The following is a 17,504-nucleotide window of genomic DNA, read 5'->3' on the forward strand; positions in this document are numbered from 1 at the left end:
TCGTGAAGGATGTCTCGATGGCATCTTTTCACGGACGGGCGCCCACGTAATACGCTCAACCAGGAGTCGATATGGCAACCATCAAAGTAGACGTCGTCAGCGCGGAAGAGCAGATCTTCTCGGGCGAGGCGAAATTCGTCGCGCTGCCGGGCGAAACGGGTGAGCTGGGTATTCTGCCGGGTCACACGCCGCTGATCACGCGGATTCGTCCGGGTGCGGTGCGCATCGAAGTCGAGGGCGGCAACGACGAATTCGTGTTCGTCGCAGGCGGCATTCTCGAAGTGCAGCCGGGCGCCGTGACGGTGCTCGCCGATACCGCGATCCGCGGCAAGGACCTCGACGCGGCGAAAGCCGAGGAAGCGCGCAAGCGTGCCGAGGAAACGCTGCAGAACGCGAAGTCGGACCTCGACCTCGCAAAGGCGCAATCGGAGCTCGCGACCGCGATGGCGCAGCTCGAAGCGATCCAGCGTCTGGCGAAGATTCGCAGCCGGCACTGAGCCGCGCGTGCGTATCCCGCGAAAGAAAGCAGCCTTCGGGCTGCTTTTTTTTCGTCCGTCGTTTTCGTCGGTTTTTTGCGGGCCGGATCGTATCGTCCGGTCGTGCTATTTCATCCGCCCGCCGCGATTTGATGTCAGAGTGTCGTCAGCAGAACGCGGCATCATCCGCGCAGAGGCAGTCCGCCGCGATCGTGGCGGAGCAGGCGCGCGCGTCAGCCGCGTGCTGAGCCGATCAGACAAAAACGGACGGAGACATCGATGGCAGCAGACCTTGGCAAGGGGGCGCTGATCGCGCCCGAAAACGGACTGTCGTACGTGCGCGGCGCGACCGACGTGCCGCTATCCGAAGCGACGATCAGCCGGTTCCTGCTCGACACGGCGGGCCGCTTTCCCGATCGCCCGGCCGTCGTGTTCCGCGAACAGCAGGTGCGCTGGACCTGGCGCGCGTTCGCGCACGAGATCGACGTGCTCGCGGCGGGCCTCGCCGCGCTCGGGATCGCGAAGGGCGACTGCGTCGGCATCTGGTCGCCGAACCGCAGCGAATGGCTGCTCACGCAATTCGCGACCGCGCGCATCGGCGCGGTCCTCGTCAACATCAACCCGGCCTACCGGCTTGCGGAACTCGAATACGCGCTGAACAAGGTCGGCTGCAAGGCCGTGATCGCGGCCGAGCGCTTCAAGACGTCGGCGTACGTCGAGATGCTGCAGACGATCGCGCCGGAGCTCGCGAGCGCGACGCCGGGCGACCTGCATGCGGCACGCGTGCCGAGCCTGCGCACGGTCGTGTCGATGGGCGAGGTCGCGCCGGCCGGCATGTTCCGCTTCGCGGACGTGATGGCGCGCGGCCGCGACACGCTCGATGTCGCGCGGCTCGACGCGATCGGCGCGACGCTCGCGGCCACCGATCCGATCAACATCCAGTTCACGAGCGGCACGACCGGCAGCCCGAAGGGCGCGACGCTCACGCACCGCAACGTCGTCAACAACGCGCGCTCGATCGCGATGGCGATGCGCTTCACCGAACAGGATTCGCTCTGCATCCCGGTGCCGCTGTATCACTGCTTCGGGATGGTGCTGGCCGTGCTCGCGTGCGTGTCGAAGGGCGCGGCGATGGTGTTCCCCGGCGAGGCGTTCGATCCGGTCGCGACGCTCGCGGCCGTCGCCGAGGAGCGCTGTACCGCGCTGCACGGCGTGCCGACGATGTTCATCGCGGAGCTCGATCATCCGGACTTCGCGAAGTTCGACCTGTCGACGCTCCGCACCGGGATCATGGCCGGCTCGCCGTGCCCGATCGAGACGATGAAGCGCGTCGTGTCGCAGATGCATCTGTCCGAGATCACGATCGCGTACGGAATGACGGAGACGAGCCCCGTGTCGTTCCAGAGCTCGACCGACGACCCGCTCGAGAAGCGCACGACGACGGTCGGCCGCATCCAGCCGCACCTGGAGGTGAAGATCGTCGACCCAACCGGCGCGATCGTGCCGGTCGGCGCGACGGGCGAGCTGTGCACGAAGGGTTACTCGGTGATGCTCGGCTACTGGGACGACGACGCGAAGACGCGCGAGGTGCTGGTCGACGGCTGGATGCATACGGGCGACCTCGCGACGCTCGACGCCGACGGCTACTGCAACATCGTCGGCCGGCTGAAGGACATGGTCATTCGCGGCGGCGAGAACGTGTATCCGCGCGAGATCGAGGAATTCCTGTTCAGGCATCCGAAGATTCAGAGCGCGCAGGTGTTCGGCGTGCCCGACGCGAAATACGGCGAGGAGCTGTGCGCGTGGATCGTGCTGCGCGCGAACGAGCAGATGACCGAGGATGACGTGCGCGCGTTCTGTAGCGGCCAGATCGCGCACTACAAGATTCCGCGCTACATCCGCTTCGTCGACGAGCTGCCGATGACGGTGACGGGCAAGGTGCAGAAATTCGTGATGCGCGAACGGATGATCGACGAGCTGAAGCTCGACGTGCAGAAGACCGCTTGATACGAGCAAGCGGCCCGGCCGGCGGGACGAACGCGGCGGCCTGCGGGCCGTTGCGTTTTCGATGGACGAAAAAAAGCGGGCTTATTAGCCCGCTAAAAACCACACGCTACGGGGTTAGCGCGAGGAGACCAAAGATGAAACCGAGTCCGGCGGGAGCCGGAAACGACTCCAACAGGGATGCCCCTCGGAAGGGCTTCGGTACGTGACCGACTGGCTCGCAGCGCTTCGCGTCCGCTCACACTTGGCACACGAGACCGCATCCGTGTTGAAACCGTTGAGCCCATTGTGGGCGAATTAATGATCCCTCACGGTAACAAAGTGTTTCAGGTTGTAACGCCCGCCAGATAAGGCTTTCCGGGATTTTTTTCTGTTTTCGGGGTCCTGAAGAAGGTCATATTTACTCGTCATTTCCGCAGAGTTTTCATCGGGCGCGCACAATGCGTTTTTCATGCGTATCGGCGTCGATGAAATGCCGATTTACACGCCGGAATGTGCATCGCGCGGCAGATACCGCACATGACGATTCATTCGTCGGAAAGATTTTGAAACGTGATTGAGGCACGCGATAGTCGGCCATTCGGCCGGTTTTCGCGATTTCACGCCGGCCACGCGCCACGCCGATGTGTAACGGCGAGGTGTGCGGCCGGCGGCGGCAACGGGTCCACGTCGTTATCGGACGCCCGTTCCGCAAGCGATCGTGCTCACTTCAGCCACTTGTCGGAGATCGCCTGGTATTCGCCGGACGATAGCGCCAGATGCAGCCACTGGTCGACGTACTGCTGGAAGACGACGTCGCCGCGCGGCACCATGTACGCCTTTTCGCCGAACTGGAACGGCTTGTCCGGATGCACGGAGCACAGGCCCGGATTCAGCTTTTGCTGCAGCAGCGTCTCGGACGCATCCGTCACCATGACGTCCGCCTTGCCCGCGAGGATCTGCTTGAAGATCGTCACGTTGTCCGGATAGACGCTCAGGTTCGCATGCGTGAAGAACTGCTTCGCGAAGCGCTCGTTGGTGCCGCCCGGGTTCACGATCACGCGGGTCTCGGGCCGGTCGATCTGCGCGACGGTCTGGTACTTGTCGGCGTCCGCGCAGCGCACGATCGGCGTCTTGCCGTCGACCACGTACGGGTGCGTGAAGAACACGCGCTTCTGGCGCTCGAGTGTCGTCGACACGCCGCCCACCGCGACATCGCACTTCGCGACGAAGTCGTTGGTGAGGTTCGACCAGCTCGTCTTCACGAACTCGGCCTTCACGCCGAGCGATTTCGCGAGCGACTCGGCCATGTCGATGTCGATGCCCTCGAAGCGGCCGTCCGCCCGGTAGTACGAATACGGCTTGTAGTCGCCCGTCGTGCATACGCGCAGCGTGCCGCGTGCGACCACGTCGTCGAGCCGCGAGCCGACGGCCGCGGTGGTCGGGGCCGCCGTCGTGGTCGTACCCTGCGCGTGCGCGGCGGCGCAGCAAAGCATGGCAGCGGCGAGCGTGGCCAGCGTGGCGAATGTCTTCATCGGTTTCCTCCTTCGGTCGGTTCGATATCAGCGTCCGATCATAACGGAGCCATCGCGCGCGTCATATGGCCGCCATCGCATCGGCATACGCAGCCGTGCGGCCGCGCTCCGGTAAAATGCCGCTTTGCCTTCGCTCGTCGCTCCTACCGTGGCCCATAACCTGCTCAACGACACCTTCCTGCGTGCGCTTCTGCGCGAGCCGACCGACTACACGCCGATCTGGCTGATGCGTCAGGCCGGCCGCTATCTGCCCGAATACAACGCGACGCGCGCGCGCGCCGGCAGCTTCCTCGGCCTCGCGAAGAATCCCGACTACGCGACCGAAGTGACGCTGCAGCCGCTCGAGCGCTTCCCGCTCGACGCCGCGATCCTGTTCTCGGACATCCTGACGATTCCCGACGCGATGGGCCTCGGCCTCGACTTTCAGGTCGGCGAAGGGCCGAAGTTCGCGCATCCGGTGCGCACCGAGGCCGACGTCGCGAAGCTCGCGGTGCCGGACATCGAGGAGACGCTCGGCTACGTGACGGGCGCCGTGCGCGAGATCCGCCGCGCGCTGACCGACGGCCAGGGCCGCCAGCGCGTGCCGCTGATCGGCTTCTCGGGCAGCCCGTGGACGCTCGCGTGCTACATGGTCGAAGGCGGCGGGTCGGACGATTTCCGCACGGTGAAGTCGATGGCGTATTCGCGCCCCGACCTGATGCACCGGATCCTCGACGTGAACGCGCAGGCCGTGGCCGCGTACCTGAACGCGCAGATCGAAGCCGGCGCGCAGGCCGTGATGATCTTCGATACGTGGGGCGGCGCACTCGCCGACGGCGCATATCAGCGCTTCTCGCTGGACTACATCCGTCGCGTGGTCGCGCAGCTGAAGCGCGAGCACGACGGCGAGCGCGTGCCGGTGATCACGTTCACGAAGGGCGGCGGCCTGTGGCTCGAGGAAATCGCGGCGACCGGCGTCGACGCGGTCGGCCTCGACTGGACGGTCAATCTCGGCGCCGCGCGCGAACGCGTCGCCGGGCGCGTCGCGCTGCAGGGCAACCTCGACCCGACGATCCTGTTTGCGCCGCCGGCCGCGGTGCGCGAGCAGGCGCGTGCGGTGCTCGACAGCTACGGCAATCACCCCGGTCACGTATTCAACCTCGGCCACGGCATTTCGCAGTTCACGTCGCCCGACCACGTCGCCGAGCTCGTCGACGAAGTGCACACCCACAGCCGCAAGATCCGTAGCGGATCGGTGGGCTAAGCGCAAGCGCTGCCATGCTGCACTGCGGGGTGGCGGCGTTTCGCTGTCGGCGCTAAACAGGGCGCAACCCCGCACCGGTTGCCGATTCAAGGCTTGTCAAGACTTGACTTATGCACATTTTCCACGTTGCAGCGCGGTAGAGCCCTGTATCGGTCGAAATGTCTCGCTATGGCTCCGTAATTTGAATAGCAGCCTTATGGAATAAGGCTCCGCGGGGCGCGGCCGACGGCGGCCGAAAACAGCGGGAAGCACGGCCCCGCGCGCTTCGCGGCTGTTGAACGGCGAGTTCTCAACAAAGTTATCCACAGGCTGGTCAGGGTATACGGCGATTCCTAATGCGAATCCAAAACTTAGCGCCGAATCTGAAGTTTTACTTTAAGTTCGCCACCGTGGCGCGGACCCGGGTGCAATTCGCCAGTGCGCCCCGTGCTGTCGCCGGAGCGCGGTGATGGGCGGCACCTACCTCAGGGTCGCCCTCGACCATCCGCTCGCCACCCTGTTCGACTACCGCTGCGACGTCCAGCCGGCGCCTGAGCCCGGCACCCTGGTGCAGGTGCCGTTCGGCAAACGGCAGGTTGTCGGCCTCGTCTGCGAAGTGACGACTCACACCGACGTGCCGCCGTCCCGGTTGCGGGCGATCGACGCGATCTGTACCGAGCTGCCGCCGCTCGCGCCGGATTGGCTCGCGCTCGTGTCGTTCGCGGCCGACTATTACCAGCGCGGTCGCGGCGAAGTCGCGCTGCCGGCGTTGCCGCAGGCGCTGCGCGACGCGGAGCGCTGGGGCCGGCTGCTGGCGCCCGAGGTGCGCTACCGGCTGACCGAAGCCGGCCGCGCGGCGCTGCCCGACGCACTGCCGGCGCGCGGGGCCGCGCTGCGGCGGCTCGCGCAGGCGCTCGCCGACACCGATTCGATGACGTTGCCCGATGCGCGTGCGTTGCATCCGAAGGCCGCCGCCACGCTCGACGATTGGGCGGCGCGCGGCTGGGTCGCCATCGAGGAAATCGGCTGGGCCGACGCGCCTGTGCCCAAGCCTGTGGATAACCTGTCGACAACCAGTGGACGAACTGTGCCGCCGGCGCTCACCGACCAGCAGGCGGAGGCGCTCGACGCGATTCGCGCCGCGCAGGGCTTCGCGCCGTTCCTGCTGCATGGCGTGACCGGAAGCGGCAAGACCGAGGTCTATCTGCATGCGCTCGCCGCGCTGCTCGATGCGCGGCCCGACGCGCAGGCGCTCGTGCTCGTGCCCGAAATCAACCTGACGCCGCAGTTCGAGGCCGCGTTCCGCGCACGCTTCGCGGGCACGCTCGCCGACGACGCGATCGTCACGCTGCACAGCGGGCTCGCCGAGGGCGAGCGTGCGCGCAACTGGCTCGCCGCGCACACGGGCCGCGCGCGGATCGTGCTCGGCACGCGGCTCGCGGTGCTTGCTTCGCTGCCGACGCTCGCACTGATCGTCGTCGACGAGGAGCACGAGCCCGCATACAAGCAGCAGGAAGGGCTGCGCTATTCGGCGCGCGATCTTGCGGTGTGGCGCGCGAAGCATCTCGGCATTCCGGTCGTGCTCGGCTCGGCGACGCCTTCGCTCGAGAGCTGGTGGCAGGCCGATCAGGGCCGCTACACGCGGCTCACGTTGTCGCGCCGCGCGGTAGCCGACGCGACGCTGCCGACCGTGCGGCTGATCGATCTCGAAGAGGAGCGGCGGCGCGGGCGCGCGTCGATGGGCGGGCTGTCGGGGCCGCTTGTCGCGGCGTTGAAGGCGCGGCTCGAGCGCGGCGAACAGAGCCTCGTGTTCCTGAACCGGCGCGGCTACGCGCCGCAGCTCGCGTGCGACGCGTGCGGCTGGGTCGCCGGTTGCCCGCGCTGCAGCGCCTACGTCGTGCTGCACAAGCCCGAGCATGCGCTGCGCTGCCATCACTGCGGCTGGGAAGCGCGCATTCCGCGGTCGTGCCCGGAATGCGGGAACGTCGATATCGCGCCGCTCGGGCGCGGCACGCAGCGCATCGAGGAGGCGCTCGCCGAGGCCGTGCCGGGCGCACGGATATTGCGGATCGACGCGGACAGCACGCGACGCAAGGGCAGTGCGCAGGCGCTGTTCTCGGACGTGCACGCCGGTGAAGTCGACATCCTGGTCGGCACGCAGATGATCGCGAAGGGGCACGACTTCCAGCGCGTGTCGCTCGTCGGCGTGCTCAATGCCGACACCGCGCTGTTCTCGCACGACTTCCGCGCGAGCGAGCGGCTGTTCGCGCAGCTGATGCAGGTGAGCGGCCGCGCGGGGCGCGCCGGACTGCCGGGCGAGGTGCTCGTGCAGACGCGTTACCCGCGTCACGCGCTGTATCACGCGCTCGGCCGGCAGGATTACGTCGGCTTCGCGAATTCGACGCTCGGCGAGCGCCGCGACGCGCATCTGCCGCCGTTCGTCTACCAGGCGCTGCTGCGCGCCGAAGGACGCACGCTCGATGCGGCGCTCGCGTTCCTGCTGCAGGCCGCGGCCGCGTTGCCGGGGCTGCCGGGCGCCGATCGCGTGACCGTCTACGACGCGGTGCCGATGACGATCGTCAAGGTCGCGAACGTCCACCGCGCGCAGTTGTTGCTCGAAAGCGCGTCGCGGGCGGCATTGCAGCATGCGCTGCGCGCATGGCAGCCGGAACTGCGTGCGCTGAAGGGCGTGCTGCGGTGGAGCGTCGAGGTCGATCCGCTGGATATCTGAGCGTTGCGCGCGCGGCCGCCGCACCGCTCGCCGATACCGAGCCGGCCGGAACCGGCGACCTGCGCGAGCCGCCTGCCGGCCCGTCCCACACCCACCTGAATTCCCTGTCACCCCGCGCAGTGCAACCCGCTTTTCCCCTCGGTGGTGCACGCCGAGGGTTGCCCGCGCGCGCCGACTCGCCCCGATCAGGGAAAACACCGATCCGCCGACCACGGGCAACCCCTAGGTTGCAACTTCATAAGTGGCTGATTATATTGAGTAACTTGAAGGTGCAACCGATCCATCAATTCGGTTGCACCTTTTTATTGCGTGCCGTAGGATTTCGCGCATCCTCTCACACCACATCGCCGGACTCGCACCGGCGCACGAACCCACCATGGCAAGCACGACTCTCGGCGTCAAAGTCGACGACCTTCTCCGCTCGCGCCTGAAAGACGCGGCAGCGCGTCTCGAGCGCACTCCCCACTGGCTGATCAAGCAGGCGATCTTCGCGTATCTCGAGCGGATCGAGCACGGCCAGCTGCCGCCTGAACTGTCGGGCAACAGCGGCGTGACGGAGCTCGCCGACGGCCAGGCGACGGACGGCGACGACGACAACTCGCCGCATCCGTTCCTCGAGTTCGCGCAGAACGTGCAGCCGCAATCGGTGCTGCGCGCGGCGATCACGGCCGCGTATCGCCGCCCCGAGCCGGAATGCGTGCCGTTCCTGCTGGGCCAGGCGCGCCTGCCCGCGAACCTGCAGGCCGACGTGCAGACGCTCGCGACGCAGCTCGTCGAGGCGCTGCGCGAGAAGAGCTCGGGCGGTGGCGTCGAGGGGCTGATCCACGAGTTCTCGCTGTCGAGCCAGGAAGGCGTCGCGCTGATGTGTCTGGCCGAAGCGCTGCTGCGCATTCCCGATCGCGCGACGCGCGATGCGCTGATCCGCGACAAGATCAGCAAGGGCGACTGGCGCTCGCACGTCGGCCACGCGCCGTCGCTGTTCGTGAACGCGGCGACCTGGGGCCTGATGATCACCGGCAAGCTCGTGACGACCAATAGCGAAGCGGGCCTGTCGTCGGCGCTCACGCGCCTGATCGGCCGCGGCGGCGAGCCGCTGATCCGCAAGGGCGTCGACATGGCGATGCGTCTGATGGGCGAGCAGTTCGTCACCGGCGAGACGATTTCCGAAGCGCTCGCGAACAGCCGCAAGTACGAAGCGCGCGGCTTCCGCTACTCGTACGACATGCTCGGCGAAGCGGCGACGACCGAAGAGGACGCGCAGCGCTACTACGCGTCGTACGAGCAGGCGATCCACGCGATCGGCAAGGCCGCCGGCGGCCGCGGCATCTACGAAGGCCCGGGCATCTCGATCAAGCTGTCGGCGCTGCACGCGCGCTACTCGCGCTCGCAGCAGGACCGCACGATGAGCGAGCTGCTGCCGCGCGTGCGTGCGCTCGCGCTGCTCGCGCGCCGCTACGACATCGGCCTGAACATCGACGCGGAAGAAGCGGATCGCCTCGAAATCTCGCTCGACTTGCTCGAAGCGCTCTGCTTCGATCCGGAGCTGGCCGGCTGGAACGGCATCGGCTTCGTCGTGCAGGGCTACCAGAAGCGTTGCCCGTTCGTGATCGACTACCTGATCGACCTCGCGCGCCGCAGCCGTCACCGCCTGATGATCCGCCTCGTCAAGGGCGCGTACTGGGATACCGAAATCAAGCGTGCGCAGGTCGACGGCCTCGAAGGCTATCCGGTCTACACGCGCAAGATCTATACGGACGTGTCGTACCTCGCGTGCGCGAAGAAGCTGCTCGCGGCGCCCGACGCCGTCTACCCGCAATTCGCGACGCACAACGCGTACACGCTGGCCGCGATCTATCACCTGGCCGGCCAGAACTACTACCCCGGCCAGTACGAATTCCAGTGCTTGCACGGGATGGGTGAACCGCTGTACGAGGAAGTCACGGGCCGCGACAAGCTGAACCGTCCGTGCCGCGTGTATGCACCGGTCGGCACGCATGAAACGCTGCTCGCGTACCTCGTGCGCCGCCTGCTGGAGAACGGCGCGAACACGTCCTTCGTGAACCGCATCGCCGACAAGACGGTGTCGGTGAAGGAACTGGTCGCCGATCCGGTCGACGAGGCATCGAAGGTCGTGCCGCTCGGCGCGCCGCACGCGAAGATCCCGCTGCCGCGCAACCTCTACGGCGACGAGCGTCCCAACTCGATGGGCCTCGACCTGTCGAACGAACATCGTCTCGCGTCGCTGTCGTCCGCGCTGCTCGCGAGCGCGCACCATCCGTGGCGCGCGGCGCCGATGCTCGCCGACGACGCGCTCGCCGACGCCCCGGCGCGCGACGTGCGCAACCCGGCCGACCAGCGCGACCTGGTCGGCACCGTCAGCGAAGCGACGGCCGAACACGTGAGCGCGGCGCTCGCGCACGCGGTGGCCGCCGCGCCGATCTGGCAGGCGACGCCGGTCGATGCGCGCGCCGACTGCCTGGTGCGCGCTGCCGACCTGCTCGAAGCGCAGATGCACACGCTGATGGGCCTGATCGTGCGCGAAGCCGGCAAGTCGCTGCCGAACGCGATCGCCGAAATTCGCGAAGCCGTCGACTTCCTGCGCTACTACGCGGCGCAGATCCGCGACGAATTCTCGAACGACACGCACCGCCCGCTCGGCCCCGTGGTCTGTATCAGCCCGTGGAACTTCCCGCTCGCGATCTTCATGGGCCAGGTGGCGGCCGCGCTCGCGGCCGGCAACACGGTGCTCGCGAAGCCGGCCGAACAGACGCCGCTGATCGCCGCCCAGGCCGTGCGCCTGCTGCGCGAGGCCGGCGTGCCGGCCGGCGCGGTGCAGCTGCTGCCGGGCACCGGCGAGACCGTCGGCGCGGCGCTGGTCGCCGATCCGCGCACGCGCGCGGTGATGTTTACCGGCTCGACCGAAGTCGCGCGCCTGATCAACAAGACGCTCGCCGCGCGCCTCGACCCGGACGGCAAGCCGATTCCGCTGATCGCGGAAACGGGCGGCCAGAACGCGATGATCGTCGACTCGTCGGCGCTCGCGGAGCAGGTCGTCGCGGACGTGATGCAGTCGTCGTTCGACTCGGCCGGTCAACGGTGTTCGGCGCTGCGCGTTCTGTGTCTGCAGGACGACGTCGCGGACCGCACGTTGACGATGCTCAAGGGCGCGATGCACGAGCTGGCGCTCGGCAACCCGGACCGGCTGTCGACCGACGTCGGCCCGGTGATCGACGCCGAAGCGAAGCAGACGATCGACACGCACGTCGCGGCGATGAAGGAGAAGGGCCACGCGGTCACGCAGCTGTCGTCGCCGGAAGCTTGCGCACACGGCACGTTCGTGCCGCCGACGCTGATCGAGATCGGCAGCATCGACGAGCTGAAGCGTGAAGTGTTCGGCCCGGTGCTGCACGTCGTGCGCTATCGCCGCAGCCAGCTCGACAAGCTGCTCGAGCAGATCCGCGCGACGGGTTACGGCCTGACGCTCGGCATCCACACGCGGATCGACGAGACGATCGCGCACGTGATCTCGAACGCGCACGTCGGCAACATCTACGTGAACCGCAACGTGATCGGCGCGGTGGTCGGCGTGCAGCCGTTCGGCGGCGAAGGGCTGTCGGGCACGGGCCCGAAGGCCGGCGGCGCGCTGTACCTGCAGCGCCTGCTCGCGACGCGTCCGTCGGGCCTGCCGCGCTCGCTCGCGCAGATGCTGATCGCGGACGGCGCGGTCGAAGGCGATGCACGCGGCAACCCGGCGGCGGCGCTCACGACGCTGCGCGACTGGCTGATCGAGCAGCGCGAGCCGGCGCTGGCCGCACGCTGCGACGGCTATCTGGCGCAGGTGCCGGCCGGTGCGACCGCGGTGCTGACCGGGCCGACGGGCGAGCGAAACACGTATACACTCGGCCCGCGCGGCACCGTGCTGTGTGTCGCGGCCACGCCGGGCGGCGCGCGCGCGCAGTTCGCGGCGGTGCTCGCGACGGGCAACCGCGCGCTGTTCGCCGGCGCGGCGGGCGAGGCGCTGGTCGCCGCGCTGCCGGCGGCGCTGAAGGGGCATGCGGCCGTGCGCAAGCAGGCCGACGCGCCGTTCGACGCGGTGCTGTTCGAAGGCGATAGCGACGAACTGCAGACGCTCGTGAAGGACGTCGCGCAGCGACCGGGCCCGATCGTGTCGGTGCAGGGCGTGTCGGCGGGCGCGTTCGAGAACGGCGACGCGGAAGACTACGCGCTCGAGCGCCTGCTCACCGAACGCTCGGTGAGCGTGAACACGGCCGCGGCGGGCGGCAATGCGAATTTGATGACGATCGGCTGACCATCCTTGCCGTTCGGATCAAACAAAGGAAGCGGCAAGGCGATCCCGAAGCCGCTCCATTTACCCTGGTACCAAGGAGATGCTATGCAACACACGATGAAAAAGCTGGCAGGCGCGACGTTCGTCGCCGTCATGTCGCTTGCGGGGACGGCCCATGCGGACGACGTGAAGATCGGTTACGCAGGGCCGATGACGGGCGCCCAGGCGCACTACGGCAAGGATATGCAGAACGGGATCGCGCTCGCGCTGGAAGACTTCAACGCGACGAACCCGAAGATCGGCGGCAAGGCGGTGAAGTTCGTACTCGAGACGCAGGACGACCAGGCTGACCCGCGCACCGGCACGACGGTTGCGCAGAAGCTCGTCGACGACGGCATCAAGGGCATGCTCGGCCACTTCAACTCGGGCACGACGATTCCCGCTTCGCGTATCTACGCAAACGCCGGCATTCCGGAAATCGCGATGGCGACGGCGCCGGAATACACGCAGCAGGGTTACAAGACGACCTTCCGCATGATGACGTCCGACACGCAGCAGGGCTCGGTGGCGGGCACCTTCGCGGCGAAGGATCTCGGCATGAAGAAGATCGCGATCGTCGACGACCGCACGGCCTACGGCCAGGGTCTCGCCGACCAGTTCGAGAAGGCCGCGAAGGCCGGCGGCGCGACGATCGTCGACCGTGAGTTCACGAACGACAAGGCCGTCGACTTCAAGGCGATCCTGACGAAGCTGAAGGCGGCGAAGCCGGACCTCGTCTACTACGGCGGCGCGGATTCGCAGGCAGCGCCGATGGTCAAGCAGATGAAGACGCTCGGCATCACCGCACCGCTGATGAGCGGCGAAATGGTGAAGACGCCGACGTTCCTGAAGATCGCGGGTAACGCGGCCGACGGCACGATCGCATCGCTGGCAGGCCTCCCGCTCGAGGAAATGCCGGGCGGCAAGGCCTACGCCGACAAGTACAAGAAGCGCTTCGGCGAAGACGTGCAGACGTACTCGCCGTACGCGTACGACGGCGCGATGGCGATGCTCAACGCGATGAAGAAGGCCGGCTCGACCGATCCGGCGAAATACCTGCCGGTGCTCGCGAAGACCGACATGGCCGGCGTCACGTCGTCGCACGTCGCGTACGACGCGAAGGGCGACCTGAAGAACGGCGGCATCACGATGTACAAGGTCGAGAAGGGCGAGTGGAAGCCGCTGAAGAGCATCGGCGGCAAGTAAGCATGGCGTGAGTCGCCGGCGGCGTCGAAGGGCGCCGTGCGGGGCATCATGTGAAGAAGCCACCGGGCCGTCGGGCCCGGTGGCTTTTTCTTTGGCGTCGGTGGTCGGTTCGGCGCTCGTCAGGCCGCGTATGCGCGCTGCAGCAGCGCGGCGACGTCGAGCGCGTGCGGATCGAAGCCGCCCGCGATGCGGCCCCAGTCGGGCGCGGCAAGCCGCGTCGCGATGAACGCGTCGGCGACGGCCGCGGGCGCGTCGCGCCGCAGCAGGCAGGCCTGCGCGACGAGCGCGAGCCGCTGCGCGAACACGCGGGCCGACGCCTCGAGCGTATCGGCCGGTGCCGCGAGCCTCGCGCGCAGCGCATCGAGCGCCGCGCGGATGCGGGGCTCGCCCGCGCAGAGGTCGGTCAGCTCGTCGAAGAGCGCCGCGGCCGCGTCGGGTTCGCGCGACACCGCGCGCAGCACGTCGAGGCACATCACGTTGCCGGAGCCTTCCCAGATCGAGTTGACCGGCGCTTCGCGGAACAGCCGCGCGATCGGGCCGTCGTCGACGTAGCCGTTGCCGCCGAACACTTCCATCACCTCGCCGGTCAGCTCGACCGCGCGCTTGCAGACCCAGAATTTCGCGGCGGGCGTGACGATCCGCTTCCACGCGCGTTCGCGCGGCGAGTCGTCGCGCTCGAACGCGTCGGCGAGACGCATCGCGAGCGCGAGCGCGGCTTCGCTTTCGAGCGCGAGATCGGCGAGCACGGTGCGCATCAGCGGCTGCTCGGCGAGCGCGCGGCCGAACGCATGGCGCTGGCGCGTGTACGCGATCGCCTGCACGACGCCCTGGCGCAGCATCGCCGCGCTGCCGAGCACGCAGTTCAGCCGCGTGTACGTGGCCATCTCGATGATGGTCGGAATGCCGCGGCCTTCGTCGCCGAGCATGATGCCCCACGCGTCGTTCAACTCGATCTCGCTGCTCGAGTTGCTGCGGTTGCCGACCTTGTTCTTCAGCCGCTGGATCTCGACCGCGTTCTTCGTCCCGTCGGGCCGCCAGCGCGGCACGTAGAAGCACGACGGGCCGCCGGCCGCGGTGCGCGCGACGACCAGGTGCGCGTCGCACATCGGCGCGGAGAAGAACCACTTGTGGCCGCGCAGCCGGTATTCGCCGCCGCGTCCGCCCACGCCGACGGCGCTCGCCAGCGTCGTGTTCGCGCGCACGTCGGAGCCGCCCTGTTTCTCGGTCATGCCCATGCCGAACCAGATCGAGCGCTTGTCGGCGACCGGCACGTCGCGCGGATCGTAGTCGTCGCTGTACAGCTTGTCGCGCAGCAGGTCCCACAGCGCGGGTTCCTTCTGCAGCACCGGGATCGCGGCCTGCGTCATCGTCGCCGGGCACAGCGTGCCGGCCTCGATCTGGCCGTGCAGGTAGAAGCCGGCCGCGGTCGCGGCCCAGCGGCCCGGGCGCGTATCGCGGAACGCGAGCGACACGAAGCCCTCGTTGCGGTACATGCCGAGCAGCGTGTGCCACGCCGGATGGAAGTCGACGCAGTCGATGCGCCGGCCGCGCCGGTCGAACGCGTTCAGTTCCGGCGGATGGCGGTTTGCTTCGTCGGCGAGCCGCGCGGTGTCGGCGCTGCCGAGCCGCGCGCCGTACGCGTCGAGCTGCGGCACGGCCCAGCCGGCGCTCGCGCGGGCGAGTGCCTCGCGCAGCGCGACGTCGGTGGCGAAGAGGTTATAGTCGACCAGTTCGTCGAACTGGTTCGTGATGGCATGGGTCGATTCGGTCATCGGGCTGTCTCCGGTCTCGTGCTTCGCGGTCTGCCGGTCAAACGCGTTTCCGCTGAATTTCAGAGTAGCAAATATGCCGCCGCGACATGTTCAGGTTCCGGCGCCGCCCGGCCAGCCGGCGGCGCAACCCGCGCCCGCGTTGCGCCGCCGGCCGCGCCAGTCGCGCGCGCAGGCCACGTCCGAGGCGCTCCAGCAGGCCTTCGTTCAGCTTTTGCTCGAGCGCGGCTACGCGAAGGCGACGATCCGCGAGATCGCGGCCGTCGCGGGCGTGAGCGTCGGCACCTTCTACGAATACTTCGGCGACAAGCAGAGCCTCGCCGCGCTGTGCATCCACCGGCGCGTGCTGGCGCTGGCCGACCGGCTGCGCGAAGCGGCGCGCGGGCTGCGCGGCGTGCCGCGTGCCGAGCTCGCGGCCGTGCTCGTCGACCTGCAGGTCGATGCGATCGCCGCGGACGCCGCGCCGTGGAGCGCGTTCTTCGCGCTGGAGCGGCAGGTGTCGCCGCTGTCCGCATACCGCCGCCATTACGACGCGTATGTCGCGCTGTGGCGCGACGCGCTTGCGCAGTGCAGCGATCCGCCGCCGGCCGCGAGGCTCGACGGGATCGCGCGAATGGCGCACGCGGTCTGCTACGGCGGCGTGTCGCAGGCGCTGCTCACGCTCGGGCCCGCGCTGGACTTCGCCGCGTTGCGGGGCGAGTTGCAGGCCGTCCTCGGCGCCTATCTGGCGGCCGCGGGCGCGTGATGCGCGGCGTGGCCGTGCGTCCGGGCGGCCAGCGCAAGCCCGTCGCGAGTGTGGGCCGGCACTGGGAGGAGATGCCTGATGCGCATGCGTTGCCGGGCACATGGTCTTGGCATTGAGCCTTGCGCATGGCCCGTCATGAGAAAAATGCATGGCCGCCATGACGAACTTTCGATTGTCCACCCTTATTGGCTCGGGCTAAATCATGCGTCACGAACCGGGCCGCGTGCGTCGCGCGGGCCGGCGCGAAGGACAATTGAAGGAGGAGTCATGCGAAGCGCCACCACGCCCCGATCGAAACTGCCGGACGTCGGGACGACGATCTTCACGGTGATCGGCCAGCTCGCCGCGCAGCACGATGCGCTGAACCTGTCGCAGGGCGCGCCGAATTTCGCGCCCGATCCGGCGCTCGTCGAGGGCGTCGCGCGCGCGATGCGCGACGGCCACAACCAGTACGCGCCGATGGCCGGCGTCGTGTCGCTGCGCGAACGCCTCGCGGAGAAGACGGAGGCGCTGTACGGCACGCGCTACGACCCGGGCACCGAGATCACGGTGATCGCGAGCGCGAGCGAAGGGCTCTACGCGGCGATCAGCGCGCTCGTGCATCCGGGCGACGAAGTGATCTATTTCGAGCCGTCGTTCGACAGCTATGCGCCGATCGTGCGGTTGCAGGGCGCAACGCCGGTCGCGATCAAGCTGTCGCCCGAGCATTTCCGCGTGAACTGGGACGAAGTGGCCGCGGCGATCACGCCGCGCACGCGAATGATCATCGTCAACACGCCGCACAACCCGACCGCGACGGTGTTCTCCGCCGACGATCTCGAACGGCTCGCGCTGCTCACGCGCAATACCGACATCGTGGTCCTGTCGGACGAGGTCTACGAGCACGTGGTGTTCGACGGCGCGCAACATCAGAGCGTCGCGCGTCACCGTGAGCTCGCCGAGCGCAGCGTGATCGTGTCGTCGTTCGGCAAGTCGTTCCACGTGACGGGCTGGCGGGTCGGCCATTGCGTCGCGCCGGCCGAACTGATGGACGAGATCCGCAAGGTGCACCAATTCATGGTGTTCTCGGCCGATACGCCGATGCAGGTCGCGTTCGCGGAGATCCTCGCGCGGCCGGAAAGCTATCTCGGCCTGTCGACGTTCTACCAGGCCAAGCGCGACCTGCTCGCGCGCGAGCTGGCCGGTTCGCGCTTCGAGCTGCTGCCGAGCGAAGGCTCGTTCTTCATGCTCGCGCGGTTCCGGCACTTCTCGGACGAACGCGACAGCGACTTCGTGCTGCGCCTGATCCGCGATGCGCGCGTCGCGACGATTCCGCTTTCGGCGTTCTATACCGACGGCACCGACGCCGGCGTGATCCGGCTCAGTTTCTCGAAAGACGACGCGACGCTGATCGAAGGCGCGCGGCGGTTGCGGTCGCTGTAAATCGCGGGCGCGGCCCGCACCCCAAGCAGGCGACGTGTACGTCGCACGGAAAGCCACCGACGGAACCGGAGCACATGCGAACGCACGG

The 17,504-nt window shown here is 68.1% G+C and carries 10 protein-coding genes; 8 read left to right on the forward strand and 2 right to left on the reverse strand.

What is annotated here, in order from left to right:
* Positions 1-71 precede the first annotated feature (71 nt).
* Both WS66_RS13095 and WS66_RS13100 read left to right on the forward strand, forming a co-directional pair.
* The gene (locus tag WS66_RS13095; RefSeq protein ID WP_006477288.1) at positions 72-497 is read left to right on the forward strand and encodes a F0F1 ATP synthase subunit epsilon; all 426 of its coding nucleotides are present in this window, start codon (positions 72-74) and stop codon (positions 495-497) included.
* Positions 498-755: 258 nt separating this feature from the next.
* On the forward strand, positions 756-2,483 hold the full coding sequence (locus WS66_RS13100; RefSeq protein ID WP_059602069.1) for an AMP-binding protein: 1,728 nt from the start codon (positions 756-758) through the stop codon (positions 2,481-2,483).
* Positions 2,484-3,184: 701 nt separating this feature from the next.
* Here WS66_RS13100 and WS66_RS13110 read toward each other — a convergent pair.
* On the reverse strand, positions 3,185-3,994 hold the full coding sequence (locus tag WS66_RS13110) for a transporter substrate-binding domain-containing protein (RefSeq protein WP_059602066.1): 810 nt from the start codon (positions 3,992-3,994) through the stop codon (positions 3,185-3,187).
* Between the two features lie 148 nt (positions 3,995-4,142).
* Here WS66_RS13110 and hemE point away from each other — a divergent pair, with 148 nt between their 5' ends.
* From hemE to WS66_RS13130, 4 genes are all read left to right on the forward strand, one after another.
* Positions 4,143-5,237: a uroporphyrinogen decarboxylase gene (hemE, locus tag WS66_RS13115; protein WP_059602063.1), complete on the forward strand. Its 1,095-nt coding sequence runs from the start codon at positions 4,143-4,145 to the stop codon at positions 5,235-5,237.
* Between the two features lie 448 nt (positions 5,238-5,685).
* Complete coding sequence (locus tag WS66_RS13120) at positions 5,686-7,947, forward strand: primosomal protein N' (protein WP_059602060.1); 2,262 nt, start codon at positions 5,686-5,688, stop codon at positions 7,945-7,947.
* A gap of 376 nt (positions 7,948-8,323) precedes the next feature.
* Positions 8,324-12,256 (forward strand): trifunctional transcriptional regulator/proline dehydrogenase/L-glutamate gamma-semialdehyde dehydrogenase, encoded by a 3,933-nt coding sequence (gene putA / locus WS66_RS13125; protein WP_059602057.1) that lies wholly within the window; start codon positions 8,324-8,326, stop codon positions 12,254-12,256.
* An 84-nt stretch (positions 12,257-12,340) separates the two neighbouring features.
* Complete coding sequence (locus WS66_RS13130) at positions 12,341-13,480, forward strand: branched-chain amino acid ABC transporter substrate-binding protein (protein WP_059602054.1); 1,140 nt, start codon at positions 12,341-12,343, stop codon at positions 13,478-13,480.
* A 119-nt stretch (positions 13,481-13,599) separates the two neighbouring features.
* On the opposite strand, the gene WS66_RS13135 is transcribed toward WS66_RS13130, so the two are convergent.
* A complete protein-coding gene (locus tag WS66_RS13135) occupies positions 13,600-15,252 on the reverse strand; it encodes an acyl-CoA dehydrogenase family protein (RefSeq protein ID WP_059602051.1) in 1,653 nt (550 codons plus the stop codon).
* A gap of 73 nt (positions 15,253-15,325) precedes the next feature.
* Here WS66_RS13135 and WS66_RS13140 point away from each other — a divergent pair, with 73 nt between their 5' ends.
* Both WS66_RS13140 and WS66_RS13145 read left to right on the forward strand, forming a co-directional pair.
* Positions 15,326-15,994: a TetR/AcrR family transcriptional regulator gene (locus tag WS66_RS13140; protein WP_059602048.1), complete on the forward strand. Its 669-nt coding sequence runs from the start codon at positions 15,326-15,328 to the stop codon at positions 15,992-15,994.
* Positions 15,995-16,261: 267 nt separating this feature from the next.
* Positions 16,262-17,416: a pyridoxal phosphate-dependent aminotransferase gene (locus tag WS66_RS13145; RefSeq protein ID WP_059602045.1), complete on the forward strand. Its 1,155-nt coding sequence runs from the start codon at positions 16,262-16,264 to the stop codon at positions 17,414-17,416.
* Positions 17,417-17,504 lie beyond the last annotated feature (88 nt).

It is taken from the genome of Burkholderia sp. LA-2-3-30-S1-D2, assembly GCF_001523915.2.
Classification (GTDB): domain Bacteria; phylum Pseudomonadota; class Gammaproteobacteria; order Burkholderiales; family Burkholderiaceae; genus Burkholderia; species Burkholderia diffusa.

What these genes read in the sequence shown, in the direction of transcription:
- WS66_RS13095 (WP_006477288.1), top strand. Translation starts at nt 72, where the DNA reads ATGGCAACCATCAAAGTAGACGTCGTCAGCGCGGAAGAGCAGATCTTC.
- WS66_RS13100 (WP_059602069.1), top strand. Translation starts at nt 756, where the DNA reads ATGGCAGCAGACCTTGGCAAGGGGGCGCTGATCGCGCCCGAAAACGGA.
- WS66_RS13110 (WP_059602066.1), bottom strand. Translation starts at nt 3,994, where the DNA reads ATGAAGACATTCGCCACGCTGGCCACGCTCGCCGCTGCCATGCTTTGC.
- WS66_RS13120 (WP_059602060.1), top strand. Translation starts at nt 5,686, where the DNA reads ATGGGCGGCACCTACCTCAGGGTCGCCCTCGACCATCCGCTCGCCACC.
- putA (WP_059602057.1), top strand. Translation starts at nt 8,324, where the DNA reads ATGGCAAGCACGACTCTCGGCGTCAAAGTCGACGACCTTCTCCGCTCG.
- WS66_RS13130 (WP_059602054.1), top strand. Translation starts at nt 12,341, where the DNA reads ATGCAACACACGATGAAAAAGCTGGCAGGCGCGACGTTCGTCGCCGTC.
- WS66_RS13135 (WP_059602051.1), bottom strand. Translation starts at nt 15,252, where the DNA reads ATGACCGAATCGACCCATGCCATCACGAACCAGTTCGACGAACTGGTC.
- WS66_RS13140 (WP_059602048.1), top strand. Translation starts at nt 15,326, where the DNA reads ATGCCGCCGCGACATGTTCAGGTTCCGGCGCCGCCCGGCCAGCCGGCG.
- WS66_RS13145 (WP_059602045.1), top strand. Translation starts at nt 16,262, where the DNA reads ATGCGAAGCGCCACCACGCCCCGATCGAAACTGCCGGACGTCGGGACG.